Raw genomic sequence first — 19630 nt, forward strand, 5'->3', positions numbered from 1 at the left:
CTGGTCGGTGCGTAGCCTGCCCCGTCGGGGCAGTCGTGCTGTTTCCCCTGGTCGCTGTCGGTCCGGATTCCGGACCGGAATTTATCTTTCAGCCTGTGACCTGCAGGTTCGTATATTCGGTGCGGTTCGGGCAGGTGCCGGCTTCGTAGCGTCTTCGGTGAGGGATCGGCGAGTCACGCCGGTCCGATGTCGACTCACTGGAGAGTGATCATGAAGGTTCGCAAGGCCGTTCTGGCCGTCGTCGTCGGGGCACTGTCGGTGTCGGGTCTGGTCGCCGGTTCGGCGAGCGCCGCCACGCACCAGACCCGCGAGGGGCTGGCGATCGAGCTGTCGGCCGCGCAGCAGTCGGTCCGCAAGATCGCGCCATTGGACTCGTCGCCGTTGTCGGGTGAAGCGTTGCTGTCGTCGAATGTGCGCGCTGCGGTGAAGAACATCGGTGACAAGAAGGTGCGTGCGACGCTGGAGCTGGGCTACCAGATCGGCTACCCGGTGTCGGTGGCACCGGACGGCGTCGCGATCACCGCGCACACGCCGGAGCTGAAGCTGTCGAGCGGGGTCAACGCGAAGCTGGCGCCGGATGTGGCGATCGACGGCACCGGCGGCGGTCTCGCACTGGGCGAGGTCGGGTTGGAAGCCGGTGCCGAGGCCACCGTGATCCCGTCGGCCGACCTGGAGTTCAAGGTGGAGGCCGGGAAGATCAAGACCGTGACGCTTGCGGAGATCGCGATGACCCAGCCGGTCGCCGACATCGTGCTGTCGGGCGTGAACCTGAACATGACCAACGCACTCGGACCGATCAGCGTGCGTCCGTTCGCGAAGATCTCGGTGACCTCCGAGACCGGCGTGTACGTGTACTACGCGTACGGCGCGACGACCCGCATCTGACGGGTCCGGCGGTCGGGCCACCCTCCGGCCCGCCGCACAGAGATTTCGGGTGGGCACCTTGCGGTCGGGGCAAGGTGCCCACCCGGATTCATCGGAAGCTGCCGCACCAGCGGGTGTCTTGCACTCGTCCTCCGGACGCAAGTTTCATGTCCTCGGAGGTACCGCTGAGGGACCCTTTCGGACATAAAAGTCCGCGGGTCGGCGGTGGGTACGGAGACGCCCTGAGTGCTCGTTCGCGAAGCGAATGCGGGAGGAGGGCTACGGGTGTGATGTCGGTCGCGCCGCGGTCGCGGGTCTGTCGGACGACGGCGTCGGCTGCCTATTCTGGCGGGGTACGAGCCTTCTTGTCGGGGGACGGCTCTCGGTCCGCGAAGCGAAGACATGACATTTTCTGCCGCACTACGAAGCCTTTGGACTGCCGCGGGCGACCCCACGCTGAAGGACGTCAGTGCCGCGGTCGCCGCGCGCGGTCGGCCGGCGGGCATCACCGTGAGCCGCAGCCTGGTGGCCCGGCTCAGCGACTGGCGCGCCGGCCGACACCTGCCGCGCGAGTTCGAGGGCGTTCTACTCCTCACCATCGCCGAACTGCTGGACCGGGCCCGGAAGCGCGACGCGCTGGCCGGGCTCCCGGTGCGGATGGAGCAGTGGGAGGAACTCTGGCGGCAGGCGCGGCTCGCCGAACTCACCCGCGACGTGGAGAGCCCCTATCCGGGGCTGGCGGCCTACGGGCCGGATACCGCGGCCCGCTTCTTCGGCCGGACGGCGCAGGTCGAGGCGGTCACCGCGCTGGTCGACGAGGCCCTGTCGGAGGGCGGCGGTGCGGTAGCTCTCGTCGGCGTGTCCGGCTCGGGCAAGTCGTCGCTGCTGGCCGCCGGCGTTCGCCCCGCGCTGCTCCAGCGGGGCATGCGCGTGGTCGCGATGACACCCGGCGTCGATCCCGACCGGGAACTGTCGCGCGTGCTGGCCGAACCCGAGGGCGAGGAAGCGGCCGGGCCGCTGACGGTGATCGTCGACCAGGCCGAGGAACTGTTCACCGTGGCCGACGGCGCGGACCTCGCGGCCTTCCTGGATCGCCTGATCGGGCTGACCGAGGCCGACGACGAGTATCCGACCGCGGTACTGATCGGCCTGCGCGCCGACTTCGTGGGTGAGTGGCTGGTCTATCCGCGGTTGCTCGAGGCTCTGAACAAACGGACGTACATGCTCGGCCCGATGAGTCGCGACGATCTGCGTGACGTGATCACCAGCCCGGCCGCGAGCGTCGGGGTGAAGCTCGAGCCGGGCCTGGCCGAGCGGATGCTGGTGGAGTTCTGCGGACCGAACCTGGAGGACTACGACGCGGGCGCGCTGCCGCTGCTCAACCATGCCTTGGCGACGCTGTGGGGGCATCGCACCGGGAACCGTCTCACCCTGCGCGCCTACGAGAACTCCGGGGGCGTCTTCGGGTCGCTCGGCGACACCGCCGAACAGATGTGGTCCGGGCTGACGCCCGAGGTCCAAACGGCTGCCAAACAGCTGCTGCTGCGGCTGGTGCACCTCGACGACTCCGGTCGCAACACCCGCCGGTACCGTTCCCGCACCGAACTCCTCACCGGCGACGCTGCGCAGCGCGACGCCCGGCTGGCGGCGCTCGACGAGTTGCTGGCCGCACGCCTGGTGGTGGTGGACGGCGACGAGCGGGTCGGTTTCACCCACGAGATCGTGATGCGGTCCTGGCCGCGTCTGCGCACCTGGATCGACGAGAACCGCGCCGACCTGCTGGCCCGGCAACAGCTGGAGGCCTCCGCCGAAACGTGGTCGGAGTCCGGCCGCGATCGCAGTCTGCTGCTGCGTGGGGCGTCGCTGGCGCGGGCTCGGCACGCGGCCGCCACCGGGGAAGTGTCCGCGGCCGCCTGCGCCTTCGTGGCCGCTGCGGACCGGACCGAGCAGCGCACCGCGCGCCTGCGGCGCACGGCGATCCTGGCGCTGGTCCTCGCAACGGTGCTCGGACTGACGCTCAGTGTCGTCGCCTATCGCGCACGCAGCGAAGCGGTCGCGCAACGGACCACCGCGGAACTGGGCAGACTCGTCGCCGAAGCAGATCGGCTGCGCGACTCCGATCCGACGATGTCCGCACGCCTCACCCAGCTGGCGCGGGACGAGGCACCGTCGGACTCCGCCGATTCGCGACTGGTGGCGACCGGCGCCCTGCCGCTCGCCATGCCGATCCGCACCGACAGCGGCGCGGTGTACACCGTGGACGTCAGCCCGGACGGGAAGCGGGTGGCCGGCACCGGATCCGACGGCGCCGCACGGATCTGGACGATCGACGACCCGGACGCCGACCCGCTGGTGCTCACCGGCCACACCGGCTTCGTCACCTCGGTGGCCTGGTCCGGGGACGGCTCGGCGCTGGCCACCACCTCCGACGACGGCACCGCGCGGATCTGGTCCCTCACCGACTCGGGCGCCGCCGAGACCGACCCGACGGTGCTGCGCGGACACGACGGACGCGTGGTCTACGCGGCGTGGGCGCCGGACGGACGACGGCTGGTCACCGCGGGCATGGACGGCACGGTGCGTGTCTGGGACACCGCGACCGGCGCGCAGCTCGCCGAACTCGACGGGCACACCGCCGACGTGCGGACGGTCGCATGGAGTCCGGACGGGACACTGATCGCGTCCGGCGGATCGGATCGGACCGCCCGACTGTGGGACGGCGCGACGTATGCGCCGCGCGGCGTGATCGACGGACACCGCGACACCGTGCACGCCCTGGACTTCGCCGGCGACTCCGCCACGCTCGCGACCGGCTCCGACGACGCCACGATCCGGCTCTGGAACGTGACCGATCCGGCCGCGCCCGCGCTCGGCGGCCGATGATCGGACACACCGCGCCCGTGTGGTCGGTGGGCTTCAGCCCGGGTGGCCGGCGCCTGGTGTCGGCGTCGGTCGACGGCTCGGCCCGCGTCTGGAGCGTCGCGCAGCCGGAACTGCCCGTCCAGCTGGGGCCCACGCTCGACGGCGCCGGCAGCTCGGTGTTCTCGGCCACCTTCACCCCCGACGGGCGCCGCGCGGTGACCGCCGGCGCCGACGGCACCATCCGGATCTGGACGCTGCCGACCACGGTCCTGGCCGGGCACACCGGCCGGGTGATCGCACCGTCGATCGCCGCCGGGCGCATGCTCACCGGCGGTGCCGAGGGCACCCTGCTGCTGTGGTCGTCGACCGATCAGGCCGCACCCGCGCTGCTCGCGTCGACCACCACCGCGCGCCGGGCCCGCATCGATCAGATCGCGCTGTCGCCGGACGGTCGGCTGGCCGCGGCCGCGACCTCGGCGAGCACCGTGCAGATCTGGCCGATCGACGACGCCGGCCGCTTCGGCGCCTCGACGACGGTGCGGGTCGACACCCTCGACCAGCAGCGCGTCTCGTTCGCACCGGCCGCCACGCACACCGGTGACCAGCTGATGCTGACCGGTGACCGCGACGACTCGTTCGCGCTCTGGCGGGTGGCACCGGACGGCGCGGCCACGCGGGTCGGCGCACCGCTGGTGCACGGTTCGGCCGGCACCTGGGCCACCGCCGCGGCCTGGAGTCCGGACGGCCGGCGCCTGGTCACCACCGGTGTGGACGGCGTGCTCACCCTGTGGGACGTGGCCGATCCGGCGCATCCGCGCAAGCTCGGCATCGGCGAGGCCGATCCGCGCCGGGCGATCAACGCCCTCGCCTGGGCGGGCGACGTCGTCGCGTCCGGCGGGGACGGCGGGCTGGTGCAGCTGTGGCGCGTCGAATCCGACGGACTGTCGCTGCTGGCGACCCGGCACCAGGCCGGCGGCGGCACGGTGCGCACCGTCGACTTCGCCGACGACGGCCACCGCCTGATCACCGCGGGCGACGGCCAGACCATGGTGGTGTGGGACACCGCCGACCCCGCCGAACCGCGGCAATGGGGCGAGCCGCTCGGCGCACCGGGCGCCGGGCGCTGGTACGCCGCCGTGCTGCCCGACGGCGACGCCGTCGCGGTGGGCGGGGACCGGGGCGCGCTGACCGTCGTCGTGCTCGATCCGGCCTACGCCGACACCCGGATCGACGACGCATCCCCGCCGCTCACCGACGCCGAACGCGAGCATTTCGGGATCCGGTGAACCCGGTCACACTGACCTGGCATCGCCCGCGTCACGCGCCTATCGTTGCGGTGTACGTCTGGTACCCACGCTGGTGGGACTGGAACTGCTCTGGAGGACAACGGTGACCACACCCATCCCTGCCTCGCGCTTGACCGTCGGCATCTGCTCGACCGGTCGCGTGGGCACCGCGCTCGGCGAGGCCCTCGCCGCCGCGGGACATCGGGTGGTCGCGGCGCACGCACCGTCGCCTGCCTCCCGCGAGCGCGCCGAGCGCCGCCTCCCCTCCGCCCGACTGGGCACCGTCGACGACGTGGTCGCCGCCGCCGAACTGGTGCTGCTGGCCGTTCCCGACACCGAACTCCCCACCGTGATCGATCAGGTGGCCGCCGCGCTGCGGCCCGGCCAGATCGTCGCGCACACCGCGGGCGCGCACGGCGTCGACATTCTGGATCCGATCGCGCAGCGCGGCGGCATGGTCCTCGCGATCCATCCGGCGATGACCTTCGTCGGCGGCCCCGAGGACACCGAGCGGCTGTCGTCGTCGTGCTTCGGCATCACCACCGCCGATCCGTTCGGCGACGCGGTGGCCGCGGCGCTGGTCCTGGAACTCGGCGGCACCCCGGTGCGGATCGACGAAGCCCAGCGCACCCTGTACCACGCGGCGCTGGCGCACGGCGCGAACAATCTGATCGCCCTGATCACCGACGCGGTGACGGCCCTGCAGGCCGCGATCGACGGACCGCATCACCTCGCCGCGCAGGCGACGGTGGACGGCGGCGCGACGGGTCTACCCGAGCAGATCCTCGGACCGCTGGTGCGCGCCTCGCTGGAGAACGTGCTGAACCTGGGGCCCTCGGCGCTGACCGGCCCGGTGGCCCGCGGCGACCGCGCCACCGTGCAGCGACACCGCGGTGCGCTGGAAGAACTGCCCGACCCCGGCGTGGCCCTCGGCTACCGGGTGCTGTCCGCGCGGGCAGCCGTCCAGGCCGGCGCGCCCGCCGATCTGCTCGACTCGATTGAGGTGAAGTGAGTGACGACGATTCTTGAGGCCTCGCAGGCCCCGTACACCCCCGGCGCGTTGACGGTGCACCGCGATCCCGCGGAACTGCACCGCGTCAGCATGGCGCTGCGGGCCACCGGCAAGCGCGTCGCGCTGGTGCCCACCATGGGCGCCCTGCACGAAGGCCACCTGCAGTTGGTGCGCACGGCCAAGGGGCGCGGCAACACCGTGGTGATCGTGTCGATCTTCGTCAACCCGTTGCAGTTCGGCGCCGGCGAAGACCTCGACGCCTACCCGCGCACCTTTGACGAGGACTGCGCCAAGCTCGCCGCGATGGGCGTCTCGCTGGTCTTCGCGCCGACCGTCGCCGGCATGTACCCGAGCGGCCCGCGCACCACCATCCACCCCGGTGAGGTTGGTCGCACGCTGGAGGCCGCGCAGCGCCCGACGCACTTCTCCGGCATGTTGACGGTGGTCAACAAGTTGCTGAACATCGCCGCGCCGCACGCCGCCTACTTCGGCGAGAAGGACTACCAGCAGCTGGTGCTGGTGAACCAGATGGTCACCGACCTCAACATGGACGTCGAGATCCACGGGGTCCCGACGGTCCGCGAGGCCGACGGTCTGGCGATGAGTTCGCGCAACCGGTACCTGTCGAGCCAGGAGCGCGAGCTCGCGACCACCCTCTCGGCGGCCCTGCTGGCCGGGGCGTACGCCGGCGAGAAGGGCGGACCGGCGGCGCTGGCCGCGGCGCAGGCGGTGCTCGCCACCGTGCCGGAGATCGACGTCGACTATCTGGAACTGCGCGACCGTTCCCTCGGCCCCGCGCCGGAGACCGGAGACGGGCGCCTGCTGGTGGCGGCGCGCCTGGGTCAGACGCGGTTGATCGACAACGTCGGCGTCGACATCGGCGGAGTGCGCCGAGCCTTCGACGACGACGCCCAGGAAGAGTTTTTCGCAGCGGGCGCGCACGCCCGCGGAGATGAGGATTAAGCCAATGTTCCGCACCATGATGACGTCCAAGATCCACCGCGCCACGGTGACCCAGGCCGACCTGCACTACGTCGGCTCGGTGACCATCGACGCCGATCTGCTCGACGCCGCCGGTCTGCTCGAGGGCGAGCAGGTCGCGATCGTCGATATCAACAACGGCAACCGCCTGGAGACCTACGCGATCGCCGGTGAGCGCGGCAGCGGCGTGATCGGCATCAACGGCGCGGCCGCGCACCTGGTGCACCCGGGCGACCTGGTGATCATCATCGCCTACGGCATGCTCAACGAGGCCGAGGTGGCTGAGTACGCGCCCAAGGTGGTCTTCGTCGACGAGCAGAACCGTCCGGTCACGCTCACCGACGATCCGGCCGACGTGCCGGCGGGCTCGGGCCTGAAGGATCCGCGCCGGTTGGTCGACGTGTCCGCCTGATGCTCCTCACGGTCGACGTCGGCAACACCAACATCCACATCGGGGTGTTCGCGGGGGCCGGCGACCATGCTTCACTGGTGCGCGACTGGCGGATTCACACCCGGCCGCACCTGACCGCCGACGAGCTGGCGCTGACGCTGCGCGGGCTGCTCGGCGACGACATCGAGCGGGTCACCGCGGTGGCCGCGCTGTCGACCGTGCCGTCCCTGCTGCGCGAGATACGGGTCATGGTGACCCGCTACTTCGGTGCGGGCCCGCACCTGCTGCTGGAACCGGGCGTGCGCACCGGGATCCCGCTGCTGGTGGACAACCCGAAGGAGGTCGGCACCGACCGCGTCGCCAACGCGCTGGCCGCGCATGCGCTGTTCCCGGACCAGCCGATCGTCGTGGTGGCCTTCGGGACCGCGACGGTGATCGACGCGGTGTCGGCCAAGGGCGAGTTTCTCGGCGGCGCGATCGCGCCCGGCGTGAACCTGGGCGTCGAAGCCCTCAGCGAGCACACCGTCACGGTGCGCAAGGTGGAACTGCGGCCGCCGCGCAGCGTGGTCGGCAAGAACACCGTCGAAGCCCTGCAGTCGGGCATCCTCTTCGGGTTCGCGGGACAGGTCGACGGCCTGGTGACCCGGATCCGCGAAGAGCTTCCGGGGTTCGACGGCCCGGACGTCGCGGTGGTCGCGACCGGCTTCCTCGCGCCACTGATGAAGGACGAGTGCCGCACCCTCACCGACCACGCGCCGTCGCTCACACTCGACGGCCTACGCCGCGTCTACGAACGCAGTCGTACCCGGCGCCCCTAGCTCGTCGAAGGGTAGTCGACGCGCACCCGTAGGCGCGGTTGCTGGTCGGCGCCGTCGTCGACCAGCTGGTCCCACATCGCGTCGGCCATCGGCTGCAGGAACAGTCGGCCCAGCTGCTGCATCATCAGGCTCACGGTCTGCTCGGCCTCGCTGCGATCCGGTGACGCGATGCCGGCCGCGCGGAGTTTCACGATCTCGCTGCGCGTCAGCTCGGTGAGGCGCGTGAGCAGCGGATTCGCTTCCGTCGAGGGATTGAGCAGTACTCGGCGCATGTAGTCGACCATGGCGGGATTGGCGTCGAGCATGCGGTGTACCGCGAGGTTACGGGCATCGGACACCGCGCGCGGGTCGCCCTGCGTCGGCACCGTCGCCAGCGCGCGCACGTGATAGTCGACGATCAGATCCTCGACGGCATCGCGCAGCCCCTCCTTGTTGCCGAAGTGGTGCTGCACCAGGCCCACGGTGACCCCGGCGTCGGCCGCGATCGACCGCATGGACACCCGATCCTCGCCCTCCCGCGCGTACCGGGTGAGTGCGACGTTGCGGATCCGCGCCTTGGCGGTGAGGTCCTTCTCGTCCATCAGGGGGCCGGTCATCGGTGTCCTTCCAATCTGCTGCGATGGCAGCCTACCAAGGCTTTACATCGCGATAGTTTGCTATACGCTCGTATAGTGGTGATCGACACGAGGGAAGGCGCAGGGATGAACACGCGAGAAGCAGTCATCGTCGGAGCGGTGCGGACGCCGGTGGGTCGACGTGGAGGTGCGCTCAGCGCCTGGCACCCGGTCGACCTGATGGGCGAGACCCTGGCCGCACTGGTCGAGCGCACCGGAGTGGCGCCGGCCGACATCGACGACGTGATCGTCGGCGCCGTGCTGCAGCACGAGGCGCAGTCGGGCAATCTGGGACGGCACGCGGTGCTGGCCGCGGGCCTGCCCGAGTCGGTGCCCGCGGTGACCATCGACCGCCAGTGCGGTTCAGGTCTGCAGGCGGTCAGCTTCGCCGCGCAGGCGGTGGCCTCCGGCGCGCAGGACGTGGTGATCGCGGCGGGCGTGGAGTCCATGTCGCAGATCCCGATGCCGCCCGCCATGGTGCCGGGCGCACCGCTCGGCCCGCAGTACAGCCCGCGTGAGCTGGCCCGATACGACGGCGGACTGATGGCGCAGGGCGCGTCGTCGGAACTGCTCAACTCCCGCTACGCGTTCACCCGCGAAGCGCTGGACGCGTTCGGCGTGCGCAGCCACGAGCGCGCTGCCGCCGCCACGGCCGCCGGGAAGTTCACCGCGCAGACGGTGCCGCTGCACGTCGATCCGGCCGACCCGTCGTCGCCCGTCCTCGACCGGGACGAAGGCATTCGCGAGAGTCAGGATCCGGCCAAGATCGCCGCGCTGAAGACCGTGTTCGCCGAGAACGGCACCACCACCGCGGCCAACTCCTCGCAGCTGTCCGACGGCGCGGGCGCGCTCCTCATCGTCGACCGCGCGTACGCCGAGAGCCACGGCATGACGCCGCGGGCCCGCTTCCTGGCGACGTCGGTGGCGGCCGCCGATCCGATCATCCAGTTCACCGCCATCCTCGACGCCTCCGAGAAGGCGCTCACGCGGGCCGGCCTGACCGTCGACGACATCGACCTGTTCGAGGTCAACGAGGCCTTCGCGGGCGTCCCGATGCTGTTCGCGCAGCACTTCGGGATCGACGACGACAAGCTCAACGTGAACGGCGGCTCGGTGGCGGTGGGGCACCCGCTCGGCTCCACCGGTGCGCGCATGCTGACCGACCTGCTGCACGAACTCGAACGACGCGGTGCCCGCCGCGGCCTGCTGACCATCTGCGAGGCCACCGGCACCGCCAACACCACCATCATCGAACTCGTCTGAGTTCCTCGACCGATCCACCGACACGAAAGTTTCTCCGAGATGACCAAGCTCTTCCCCGAATACATCGCGCCCTGGCAGACCGAGGAGCACGGCGACCTGCGCAAGCACGCCGCCGCCTTCGTCGCCAAGGAACTGACCCCGCACCAGGACCGCTTCGCGCGCCAGCACGAGGTGGATCGCGACGTGTGGAACCGGGCCGGCGACGCCGGACTGCTGCTGCTCGACGTGCCGACCGAGTACGGCGGCTCCGGCGGCGACTTCGGCCATGAAGTGGTGGTGCAGCAGGAACTGGCCTACGGCCTGGACACCGCGCTCGGCTACGCCGTGCACTCGACGATCGTCGCCCACTACATCAACGCGTACGCCACCGAGGAGCAGAAGAAGCGCTGGCTGCCGCTGTGCGCCAGCGGCGAGAGCGTGCTGGCCATCGCGATGACCGAGCCGGGCACCGGGTCGGATCTGCAGTCGGTGCGGACCACGGCGATCCGCGAGGGCGACCACTACGTGGTCAACGGCTCCAAGACCTTCATCTCCAACGGCAGCCAGTGCGACCTGCTGGTGATCGTCGCCAAGACCGATCCCAGCCTGGGCGGCAAGGGCATCTCGCTGCTGGTGGCCGAGACCAAGGATCTGGCGGGCTTCGAACGGGGCCGGGTGCTGGAGAAGATCGGCCAGCACGGTCAGGACACCCGGGAACTGTCGTTCACCGACATGAGGATCCCCGCGGCCAACCTGCTCGGCGGCGTCGAGGGCCAGGGCTTCGTCCAGTTGATGAGCCAGCTGCAGCGGGAACGGCTGATCATCGGCGTCGGCGCGGTGGCCGTCGCCGAGACCGCGGTGGCCGAGGCGATCGCCTACGCCAAAGAGCGGACGGCGTTCGGCAAACCGATCCTGAGCTTCCAGAACACCAAGTTCGTGCTGGCCGAGTGCAAGGCGGAGGTGCTCGCCGGCAAGACCCTCATCGATCACTGCATCGCCGAGCAGATCGCCGGCCGGCTGGACCCGGCGACGGCGTCGATCGCCAAGCTGTGGGGCACCGAGAAGCAGAAGGAAGTGGTGGACCGCTGCCTGCAGATCTTCGGCGGCTACGGCTACATGATGGAGTACCCGATCGCGCAGATGTACGCGGCCACCCGGGTGCAGACCATCTACGGCGGCACCAGCGAGATCATGAAGGAACTCATCGGGCGTTCGCTGTGACCGAGCCGGTGCGCCTCGGTGGGCGCGACCTGGTGGTCGGCGCCCGCTACCGGTCCGGCGCCTACGAACTGACCGAGGAAGCGATCGTCGACTTCGCGCGGCAGTGGGATCCGCAGTACTTCCACGTCGACGTGGAGGCGGCGCAGGCCAGTCCGTACGGCGGGGTGATCGCCAGCGGCATTCAGACGATGGCCGTGATGCAGCGGCTCACCGTGCAGGAGGTCTACACCGGCTGGCGGGTGATCGCCGGGCGCGCGCTGCGCGAGGTGGAGTTCCTGCGTCCGGTGCGCCCCGGTGACGCACTGCACGTCGAGATGCGGGTCGACGCGGTGGAGATCGACGAGGAACGCGACCGCGCCGACGTCACGACGGTCAGTGAACTGATGGCCGGCGACCGGGTGGTGCTGCGGTCGGTCACCGCAGTGGTGGTGCACGCCTGAGGTCGCCGATCATGTCGTGAGACTGGTGCGCTTGGTGTCCTCAGGCCACCAAGCGCACCAGTCTCACGGCGCAGTCAGCGATGCGGGTGGGCCAGCAGGAGCTCGCAGTTGCGGTCGGCGGCCTTGCCGATCCGTTCGGCGTCGTAGTGCAGGTCGTTGAACGACAGTTCGCGGTACAGACTGGCCAGTCCGGTGGGGGACAGGTCGTCCTCGTCGGCGGTGTACGGGCTGTCCGCCTCCAGCAGCGGCGTGAAGATGCTGAGGGTGCCGTCGCCGTTGTCGGTGATCTCCAGGATGCGGGCCAGCTGCGGAAAATCGATGTGGCTGGCGGTGTTGATCTCCCAGAAGCTGTTCTTCTCGGTGGCGCCGCGGTGCGCGATCATCTCGTTCTGGTGGGTGTGGCCGTTGACCCAGGCGATCAGGTTCTTGTGCTGCTTGAGCACCGCCACCAGCTCCTCGCCGAGATACTGCTTCTCGCCGGGGGTCTCCGGGTTGGGGAGCGTGGCGGTCATCGTCGTCGAGGTGTGGTGGCTGAAGACCAGCACCAGTTCGTCGCTGAACTCACGCAGCTTGCGCTCGATCCAGCGCAGCTGCTTCTCGCCCATCGAGCCGTCGGAGATACCGAGGCTGTTGCACGTGTTCATCGCGATGCCGCGCACGCCCGGCGCGATCTGGAACGAGTACCAGGTGGGACCGTCCGGGTCGCGGAAGCCGTGGCCCACCGGACCCGCGCCCTTGATCGCCGGATTGAAGTGGCTGCGGACGAACTCCCGCGGGGTGAACGGACGACGCCGCGCATCCGGGGTCACGTCGAACGCCGGCCCGGTGATCCGCAGCTGCGCCAGCAACGGCCCGAGGGCGGCGGGATTCGACGTCATGGCGCCGGCGATCTCGGAGACTGCGGGGTCGCTGCCGGGCAGGTCGAACTTCACCGACGACAGGTACATCCAGTCGAGGAAGCCGTTGGGCACGGTCCCGAGGAACTGTTCGTCGTGATTGCCGAAGACGGCGTACCAGGGCGCGTCCAGGCCGGGGCTCTGGAGGGTGCGCATGGCGGCGCGCAGGTAGCCCGGGATCTGCACGAAGCCGCGGTCCTTGTAGATGTCGCGCGAGGCGAGCTCGGGCCGCCAGTACAGATCCGAGCCGAGCGCCTGGACGCCTTCGAAGCGGTCGCGGGCGCCGGTGTTCGGGGTCACCGAGCCGCCGGACAGCAGCTTCTGGAACCAGGTGAGCTCGATGAGCTCGTGGTTGTCGGTGTTGTCGCCGGTGCTCACCACGCAGTCGAAACGACGACCGGTGAACGGTCCGGACGCCACCTGATTGATCCGCTTGATCAGGGCGACGGCGCCCTGCGCGCCGAGCGCCTCCTGCGGGCGGAAGGCCGGACCCTGGATCGGGTGCACGTACTCGAACCGCGCGGGACTCTGCACGTCGGTGATGTGGATGTCGGTGATCTGGACGAACGACGCCAACGCCGTGCGGCGGCTGTCCCGGCCGGACCGGGCGGCCGCCAGTTCCTGCCGGACGTACAGCGGCCAGCCCGCGCCCTCGGTCAGCTTGCGGTAACCGCCCTTGCGGGCCTTGCCCGGCACCGCCACCCGATCGAGGGTGGTGCCCGCGGCGTTCGCACTGTCGAGGGCGCTCGGCTCGGCGCGAACCAGGCCCGCGGCGCCGCTGGTCGCGGCGACCGCACCGGCTGCGGCTGCGCCCGCGGCCAGGAAGGTGCGGCGGGAGACGCCGTCGTGCGCGCGGGGATCCGGTGAATGTGACATGACGGACACTCTAACTGTCGGCGAACGCCGGGGGCATCGAACCTGGCCGGCGGTATTAAATTCGGCCTGACGTAAACCTTGGGTCGGCCGGAAAGCTGTGGCAGACTCGACGTCGTGATCATGAGTTGTCCGGAGTGTTGTCAGCGCTGAAAGCGCAGTCGCCCGAGCGTCGCAGCAGCGGCCCGGGTCGATGGAAACCTCCCACTCATTCTTCGATCACCTCCAGGACTTCTCTGATGCTCACGCTCGACGCACCCGTCACCACCGTCGTCTCCATCGCTCCCGAACCCGCGCCGCTGTCGGTGCCGACCGCGCACTACCGGACCGCCCTCGCCGACGGCGCCGTCGTCGTCGATCTGCGCGACGACACGGACCGTGCCGCGCACGGCGCCCTGATCGGGGCGCTCGCCCTGCCCCTCGACGAGGCGCTCGACGCGTTGACGCCGGGGACGCCGGAAGCGTTGCGGGCCGCGTCGACGCAGGCGCAGTGGCTCCTCGTGACCGACGACGGCTACGACGCGGAATGGCTGGCCTGGCACCTGCAGGCCCGCGGCGTGCGGCGCGCGCGCTTCCTGCTCGGCGGTCATCGGGCCCTCCGCGCCGCCGGCGTCGGTCTGGCCGACACCTCCGACGCGCACCTGTTCTTCTCCTGACCCGCACCCGCCCCGGCGGGTGGGAATTGGCGGCGTACCAGCGGCGGGCCTACCCTGATATCTCGTGAGTGACCAGGCGCCCCCCACAGACGATCAGACCGACGATCAGACCCCCGAGCAGCTGCGGATTCGACGCGAGAAGCGTGCGCGGATGCTCGACGAGGGCTTCGAGGCCTACCCGGTGGGCGTCGCCCGCACCCATACCCTCGCCGAACTGCGCGCGCAGTACGGCGAGCTGGAGGCCGGCACGGAGACCGGCGTGCGGGTCGGGGTGGCCGGCCGCGTCATCTTCCTGCGCAACAAGGGCAAGCTCTGCTTCGCCACGCTGCAGGAAGGCGACGGCACCAAGCTGCAGGCGATGATCAGCTTCAACGGCGTCGGCGAGGAGTCGCTGGCCCGGTGGAAGTCCGACGTCGACCTCGGCGACATCGTCTTCGTGCGCGGCGAGATGATCAGCTCGCGCACTGGTGAGCTGTCGGTGATGGCCGACCACTGGGAGATGGCGTCCAAGGCGCTGCGTCCGCTGCCGGTGGCGCACAAGGAGATGAACGAGGAGTCGCGCGTCCGCCAGCGCTACGTCGACCTCATCGTGCGCCCCGAAGCCCGCGAGATCGCGCGCCTGCGCGTGGCCGTGATGGCCGAGCTGCGCAAGTACATGACCGGTCGCGACTTCCTCGAGGTGGAGACCCCGATGCTGCAGACGCTGCACGGCGGCGCCGCGGCGCGTCCCTTCGTGACCCATTCCAACGCCTTCGACATGGACCTGTACCTGCGCATCGCGCCGGAACTGTTCCTCAAGCGCTGCGTGGTCGGCGGCATCGACAAGGTCTTCGAGGTGAACCGCAACTTCCGCAACGAGGGCGCGGACTCCACCCATTCGCCCGAGTTCGCGATGCTGGAGACCTACGAGGCCTACGGCGACTACAACGACTCGGCCACCATGATGCGCGAGCTGATCCAGGCCGTCGCGATGGGCGCGGTCGGCACGCTGACGCCGACGATGGCCGACGGCAGCACCTACGATCTGTCCGGCGAGTGGCTGACCATCGAGATGTACCCGTCGCTGTCCGAAGCGTTGGGTCGCGAGATCGTTCCGGAGCAGACCAGCGTCGAGGAACTGCTGGCCATCGCCGACGAAGTGGGCCTGGACGTCCCGAAGGACAAGGGCTACGGACACGGCAAGCTCGTCGAAGAGCTGTGGGAGCACCTGGTCGGCGCCAAGCTGGACCAGCCGGTCTTCGTCCGGGACTTCCCGGTGGAGACGTCGCCGCTGGTGCGCGCGCACCGCAGCGTGCCCGGCGTGGTGGAGAAGTGGGACCTGTACGTGCGCGGCTTCGAGCTGGCCACCGGCTACTCCGAGCTCGTCGACCCGGTGATCCAGCGCGAGCGGTTCGTCGACCAGGCCCGTCTGGCCGCGGCGGGCGACGACGAGGCCATGGTGCTCGACGAGGAGTTCCTCACCGCGATGGAGTACGCCATGCCGCCGACCACCGGCACCGGCATGGGCATCGATCGCCTACTGATGGCACTCACCGGCCTCGGCATCCGCGAGACCGTGCTGTTCCCGCTGGTCAAGCCGCGGGCGGACTGACTTTCAGGCCGACTGGATAAGGCGAGCGACGACGCCGCGGGCATCGCCCGCGGCGTCGACGCGATGCCACGTCGGGCCCGGGGCCTGCAGTGCCGCGGTCTGCGCGCGGGCGACGTCGGCATCGGCGTCCGACGCGTCCGGGCCGCGCGCGGCGATGCGGGCGATCCGCTCCTGTTCGCTCAGCTCCAGCCAGACACCGAGGAAACGCGCGTGGGCCGCGGTAGCGGCCTCGGCGATCCGGTCCTGCTCGGCGGCGCTGCCGAAGACCGCGTCGCCGATCACGCTCATGCCGCCGTCGAGCGCGGCCGCGGCCAGCCGTTCCAGCTCGCCGTAGACGCGGGCACTGGCCTCCCGCGTGTAGCCGGTCGCGGGCAGTCGGTCGAACACCGCCACCCCGGCGAGACGTTTGCGCAGCACGTCCGAACGGAGGATGCGCGCGCCGGGCGCCGCACCCATCGCATGGGCCACGCCCCGCGCCACCGTCGACTTGCCGGTGCCCGACGCCCCGCCGATCGCCAGCGCGACGGGCGGGACCGGATCGAGCAGCGATGACGCCAACGCCAGGTATTCGAGCGCCGGACCGACCGCCCCGGCGGCCGCGCTCACGTGGGCGCGCACCGTCGCCCGGATGCTGAGCAGCAGCGGCAGCAGCCGATAGCCGTCCTCGTCCCGACCGGAGGCGTCGAAGTAGGCGTTGGCGACCGCGTTGGCCTCGTGCCGACGGCCCCGCTGCCACAGGTCCATGAGCAGGAACGCGAGGTCGTAGAGCACGTCGGTGGTGGCCAGTTCCGGATCGAACTCGAGGCAGTCGAACGGGACCGGGACGTCGTCGAGGACCACGATGTTCGCCAGGTGCAGATCCCCGTGCCCGCGGACCACGCGGCCCGCGCGGGCGCGCGCGTCGAGAAGGTCGGCGTGCTCGGCGATCAGCGCGCGTTGGCGGTCGGTCAGCCACTCGGCCTGCGCCGGCGGCAGGATCTCCGGGAACCGGGACATGCTGCCGAGGTTGCCGACCACCACGTCGAGCAGGCGGGCGGCACCCTCGAGGTCGTCGCTGACCTCGGCGACGGCGTGCATGTGCACCAGCTGGTCGGCGAGGGCGGCCAGGAGGGCGTCGTCGAGCCGGTCGTCGTCGGCGTACTGCGCGCACAGCGCGTCGTCGGGGAAGCGGTCCATCTCCAGGACGTAGTCGATCGGGTCACCGGGGCCGTCGAGTTCGACGCCCGCGTCGGTGCGGGTGATCGCGTGGACGCCGCGGTACAGCTGCGGCGCGGTGCGCAGGTTCAGCTCGTACTCGTCGGTGAGGGCCCGACGGCGGTCGGCGATGCCGGAGAAGTCCAGGTAGCGGTAGGTCACCGGCCGCTTCATCTTCCACGCGCGATCGCCGTTGAGGACGATCACCGCGCCGTGCGTGACGATGTGCTCGGTGGTCGCGCCCGGATCGAGGGCGTCGGCGCGGCGGAGAAGGTCGACGAGCGGTGCGCCGGGGTCGACGTCCGACGGATCGGGTGCGTTCTGCATGGGAAATTGCCAGTTCTGTCCGATGAGGTGATTGACTTCCATTGTTACGCAGTCGAACCGGAGCGAGGCGAGGACATCATGTGGGCAGGATTGGGCCCTACGCTCCCGATGGCCATGGGCTTGGCATTGAGCCCGGTGGCCGCCACCACGGCGTTGGTGCTGTTGCCCGCGCCGCGCGGACGGATCAAGACCCTGCTCTTCCTAGCCGGCTGGTACGCGGTGCTCTTCGCGGTGATGGCGCTCGCGATGGTGTTCACCGACGCCGCCGACGAGGACGATCCGACGGGCACCGCCGAAGGGATCGACATACTCCATCTGGTGTTCGGCATCCTCTTCTTCCTCCTCGCCATCGCCGCGTGGATCAAGCGGCCGGCGCGCGATCGGGAAGACGGCGTTCCGCTCGAGGGTGAGGAGGCCAAGCCCGGGATGATGGCGCGACTCGACGGACTGGGTATCTGGGCCTGCTTCGGCGTCGGCGTCGCCGAGGCCGTGCTGATCATCAAGAACATCCCGCTGGGCGTCAGTGCCGGTGCCACGCTGGGCCGCGCGGATCTGTCGACCGCGGGCGGTCTCGGCACGGTGGCGATCCTCACCGCGGTGGCGAGCCTGAGCATTCTGATCCCGCTGGTGGCGGTGCTGATCGGCGGCAGCCGCGCGACGGGCTCGCTGCGCCAGGCACGTGCGTGGATCGAAGCGCACATGACCGCCATCACGCTGGTGGTGCTGATCGTGTTCGGCACGATCTTCCTGGGCGAAGGCCTCAACCTCGCCGGCTGACCGGCCGCAACGGCTCGGTCGGCGCGGCGGGTGCCTCAGCGCAGTTCGCGTTTGAGGATCTTGCCGGACGCGTTGCGCGGGAAGGCGTCGACGAACACGATCGAGCGCGGCACCTTGAAGTTCGCCAGGTGCTCCTTGGCGTAGGCGAGCACCTCGGTATCGGTCACGACCGCATCCGGGCGGCGCGTCAGGTAGGCCTTGCCCACCTCGCCGAGGCGGGGATCCTCGACGCCGACCACGGCCGCCTCGGTCACGCCGGGCACGCGCAGCAGGACCTGCTCCACCTCGGCCGGGTACACGTTGAACCCGCCGCAGATGTACATGTCCTTGAGGCGGTCGGTGATGGTGAGGTTGCCGCGCTCGTCGAGGACGCCGACGTCGCCGGTGTGCAGCCAGCCGTCCGGGTCGATGGTCTCGGCGGTGGCCTCGGGGTTGTCGAGGTAGCCGCGCATCACCATCGCGCCGCGGGCCAGCACCTCGCCGCTCTCGGCCAGACGGATCTCCATGCCGTCGTAGGCGCGCCCGCAGGTGTTGGCGACGGTCAGCGCGTCGTCGTCGGGACGGCAGGTGGTGATGAAACCGCTGGTCTCGGTCTGCCCGTAGGCGGTGATCACGATGTCGATGCCGAGCTCGGACTGCAGGCGTTCGACCAGCACGACGGGCACGATGGTGGCGCCGGTGACCACCAGGCGCAGGCTCGACAGGTCGTACCGAGCGCGCTCGGGGTCGTCGAGGATGGTCTGGAAGATGGTGGGTGCTCCCGGGAAGACGGTGATCTTCTCGGTGTCGACGAGCCGCATCGCCTCGGTGGGGGAGTAGACGGCCAGCGGCAGCATGGTGGCACCGAACAGCAGGCTCGGCAGGATCCCGGCCTTGTAACCGAAGGTGTGGAAGAACGGGTTGGCCATCAGGTAGCGGTCGCCCGGCGTCAGTCGTCCGTTGGCGCCCCAGCCGTGCGCGCCGGCCACTGTGTGCCGGTGCTCGGCCAGTACGCCCTTCGGGGCACCGGTGGTGCCGGAGGTGAAGAGGATGTCGCTCAGGTCGTCCGGGGCGACGGCCTCGGCACGACGATGCGCGGTGACGATCGCGACGTCGTCGGCGCCGCCGAGGAAGCTGCGCCAGCCGAGCGCGCCCTCCGGGACGTCGTCCGACGATCCCAGCGGGACACCGATGACGGTGCGGTTCTCGGCGATCGGCGAGGCGAGCACCTCGGCGAGGCGGTTGATGCCCGCGAACTCGTCGGCGGCCACGACGACCAGTGCGCCGGAACGGTCGATGATGTCCTGCGCCTCGCTTACCGTGTACCGGGTGTTGAGCGGCACCAGCACGGCGCCGGCGTAGTGGGTGCCCAGCGCGGCGACCGGCCAGTGGTGGCTGTTGGGCGCCCAGACGGCGACGCGGTCGCCGGGCTCCACGCCGAGGCCGACGAGTGCGCCCGCGAACGCCGCGACCTCGTCCGCGAGCTGGGCCCACGTCAGGTCGACCGGCTCACTCCACTGATGGTCGCGAACGGCGAGGTCGTTCGGCCACTGCGCACGTGCGCGATGGAGTGCGGCGGGTGTGGTCATCGGACTCGGCAGCATAA

Annotated in this window: 17 protein-coding genes; 13 read left to right on the forward strand and 4 right to left on the reverse strand. The window is 70.5% G+C overall.

Annotated elements, in window-relative coordinates; all coding sequences use genetic code 11:
• Nucleotides 1-210: 210 nt before the first annotated feature.
• From MUG78_RS08250 to MUG78_RS08280, 7 genes are all read left to right on the forward strand, one after another.
• Nucleotides 211-885 carry an MspA family porin gene (locus MUG78_RS08250; protein ID WP_246993754.1) on the forward strand — a complete coding sequence of 225 codons (675 nt, stop codon included), beginning with the start codon at nt 211-213 and terminating at the stop codon, nt 883-885.
• 381 nt (nt 886-1266) lie between these two features.
• Complete coding sequence (locus MUG78_RS08255) at nt 1267-3747, forward strand: NACHT and WD repeat domain-containing protein (protein WP_246993755.1); 2481 nt, start codon at nt 1267-1269, stop codon at nt 3745-3747.
• Nucleotides 3744-5012 carry a WD40 repeat domain-containing protein gene (locus tag MUG78_RS08260; protein WP_246993756.1) on the forward strand — a complete coding sequence of 423 codons (1269 nt, stop codon included), beginning with the start codon at nt 3744-3746 and terminating at the stop codon, nt 5010-5012. The genes MUG78_RS08255 and MUG78_RS08260 overlap by 4 nt, the downstream gene beginning before the upstream one ends.
• 103 nt (nt 5013-5115) lie before the next feature.
• Nucleotides 5116-6024 (forward strand): Rossmann-like and DUF2520 domain-containing protein, encoded by a 909-nt coding sequence (locus tag MUG78_RS08265; protein ID WP_246993757.1) that lies wholly within the window; start codon nt 5116-5118, stop codon nt 6022-6024.
• Nucleotides 6025-6987, forward strand: coding sequence for a pantoate--beta-alanine ligase (gene panC / locus MUG78_RS08270; RefSeq protein WP_246993758.1), 963 nt, complete (start codon nt 6025-6027; stop codon nt 6985-6987). It abuts the gene before it with no gap.
• A 4-nt stretch (nt 6988-6991) separates the two neighbouring features.
• Entirely contained in the window at nt 6992-7417 is a 426-nt protein-coding gene (gene panD, locus MUG78_RS08275) for an aspartate 1-decarboxylase (protein WP_246993759.1), read from the forward strand.
• Entirely contained in the window at nt 7417-8214 is a 798-nt protein-coding gene (locus MUG78_RS08280) for a type III pantothenate kinase (protein WP_246993760.1), read from the forward strand. The genes panD and MUG78_RS08280 overlap by 1 nt, the downstream gene beginning before the upstream one ends.
• Here the strand turns inward: MUG78_RS08280 and MUG78_RS08285 are convergent.
• Entirely contained in the window at nt 8211-8810 is a 600-nt protein-coding gene (locus tag MUG78_RS08285; RefSeq protein WP_246993761.1) for a TetR/AcrR family transcriptional regulator, read from the reverse strand. The two genes, MUG78_RS08280 and MUG78_RS08285, sit on opposite strands and share 4 nt — an antisense overlap.
• 105 nt (nt 8811-8915) lie before the next feature.
• On the opposite strand from MUG78_RS08285, the gene MUG78_RS08290 reads away from it, so the two are divergent.
• From MUG78_RS08290 to MUG78_RS08300, 3 genes are read left to right on the forward strand one after another with little or no spacing between them, the layout of a single operon-like run.
• On the forward strand, nt 8916-10091 hold the full coding sequence (locus MUG78_RS08290) for a thiolase family protein (RefSeq protein WP_246993763.1): 1176 nt from the start codon (nt 8916-8918) through the stop codon (nt 10089-10091).
• Between the two features lie 39 nt (nt 10092-10130).
• Nucleotides 10131-11291, forward strand: coding sequence for an acyl-CoA dehydrogenase family protein (locus MUG78_RS08295; RefSeq protein ID WP_246993765.1), 1161 nt, complete (start codon nt 10131-10133; stop codon nt 11289-11291).
• Complete coding sequence (locus tag MUG78_RS08300; protein ID WP_246993767.1) at nt 11288-11731, forward strand: MaoC/PaaZ C-terminal domain-containing protein; 444 nt, start codon at nt 11288-11290, stop codon at nt 11729-11731. The genes MUG78_RS08295 and MUG78_RS08300 overlap by 4 nt, the downstream gene beginning before the upstream one ends.
• A 74-nt stretch (nt 11732-11805) precedes the next feature.
• Here the strand turns inward: MUG78_RS08300 and MUG78_RS08305 are convergent, their stop codons facing one another.
• Nucleotides 11806-13503: a TIGR03767 family metallophosphoesterase gene (locus tag MUG78_RS08305; protein WP_246993768.1), complete on the reverse strand. Its 1698-nt coding sequence runs from the start codon at nt 13501-13503 to the stop codon at nt 11806-11808.
• Nucleotides 13504-13739: 236 nt separating this feature from the next.
• Here MUG78_RS08305 and MUG78_RS08310 point away from each other — a divergent pair, with 236 nt between their 5' ends.
• Nucleotides 13740-14156: a rhodanese-like domain-containing protein gene (locus tag MUG78_RS08310; protein ID WP_246993770.1), complete on the forward strand. Its 417-nt coding sequence runs from the start codon at nt 13740-13742 to the stop codon at nt 14154-14156.
• 64 nt (nt 14157-14220) lie between these two features.
• Nucleotides 14221-15747: a lysine--tRNA ligase gene (lysS, locus tag MUG78_RS08315; protein ID WP_246993772.1), complete on the forward strand. Its 1527-nt coding sequence runs from the start codon at nt 14221-14223 to the stop codon at nt 15745-15747.
• 3 nt (nt 15748-15750) lie between these two features.
• On the opposite strand, the gene MUG78_RS08320 is transcribed toward lysS, so the two are convergent.
• Nucleotides 15751-17268 carry a bifunctional aminoglycoside phosphotransferase/ATP-binding protein gene (locus MUG78_RS08320; RefSeq protein WP_246993774.1) on the reverse strand — a complete coding sequence of 506 codons (1518 nt, stop codon included), beginning with the start codon at nt 17266-17268 and terminating at the stop codon, nt 15751-15753.
• 108 nt (nt 17269-17376) lie between these two features.
• On the opposite strand from MUG78_RS08320, the gene MUG78_RS08325 reads away from it, so the two are divergent.
• Entirely contained in the window at nt 17377-18045 is a 669-nt protein-coding gene (locus MUG78_RS08325; RefSeq protein ID WP_246993776.1) for a GAP family protein, read from the forward strand.
• 35 nt (nt 18046-18080) lie between these two features.
• Here the strand turns inward: MUG78_RS08325 and MUG78_RS08330 are convergent, their stop codons facing one another.
• The gene (locus MUG78_RS08330) at nt 18081-19628 is read right to left on the reverse strand and encodes a FadD3 family acyl-CoA ligase (protein ID WP_246993778.1); all 1548 of its coding nucleotides are present in this window, start codon (nt 19626-19628) and stop codon (nt 18081-18083) included.
• Between the last annotated feature and the right edge of the window lie 2 nt (nt 19629-19630).

Source organism: Gordonia alkaliphila, from assembly GCF_023017165.1.
Classification (GTDB): Bacteria; Actinomycetota; Actinomycetes; order Mycobacteriales; family Mycobacteriaceae; genus Gordonia; species Gordonia alkaliphila.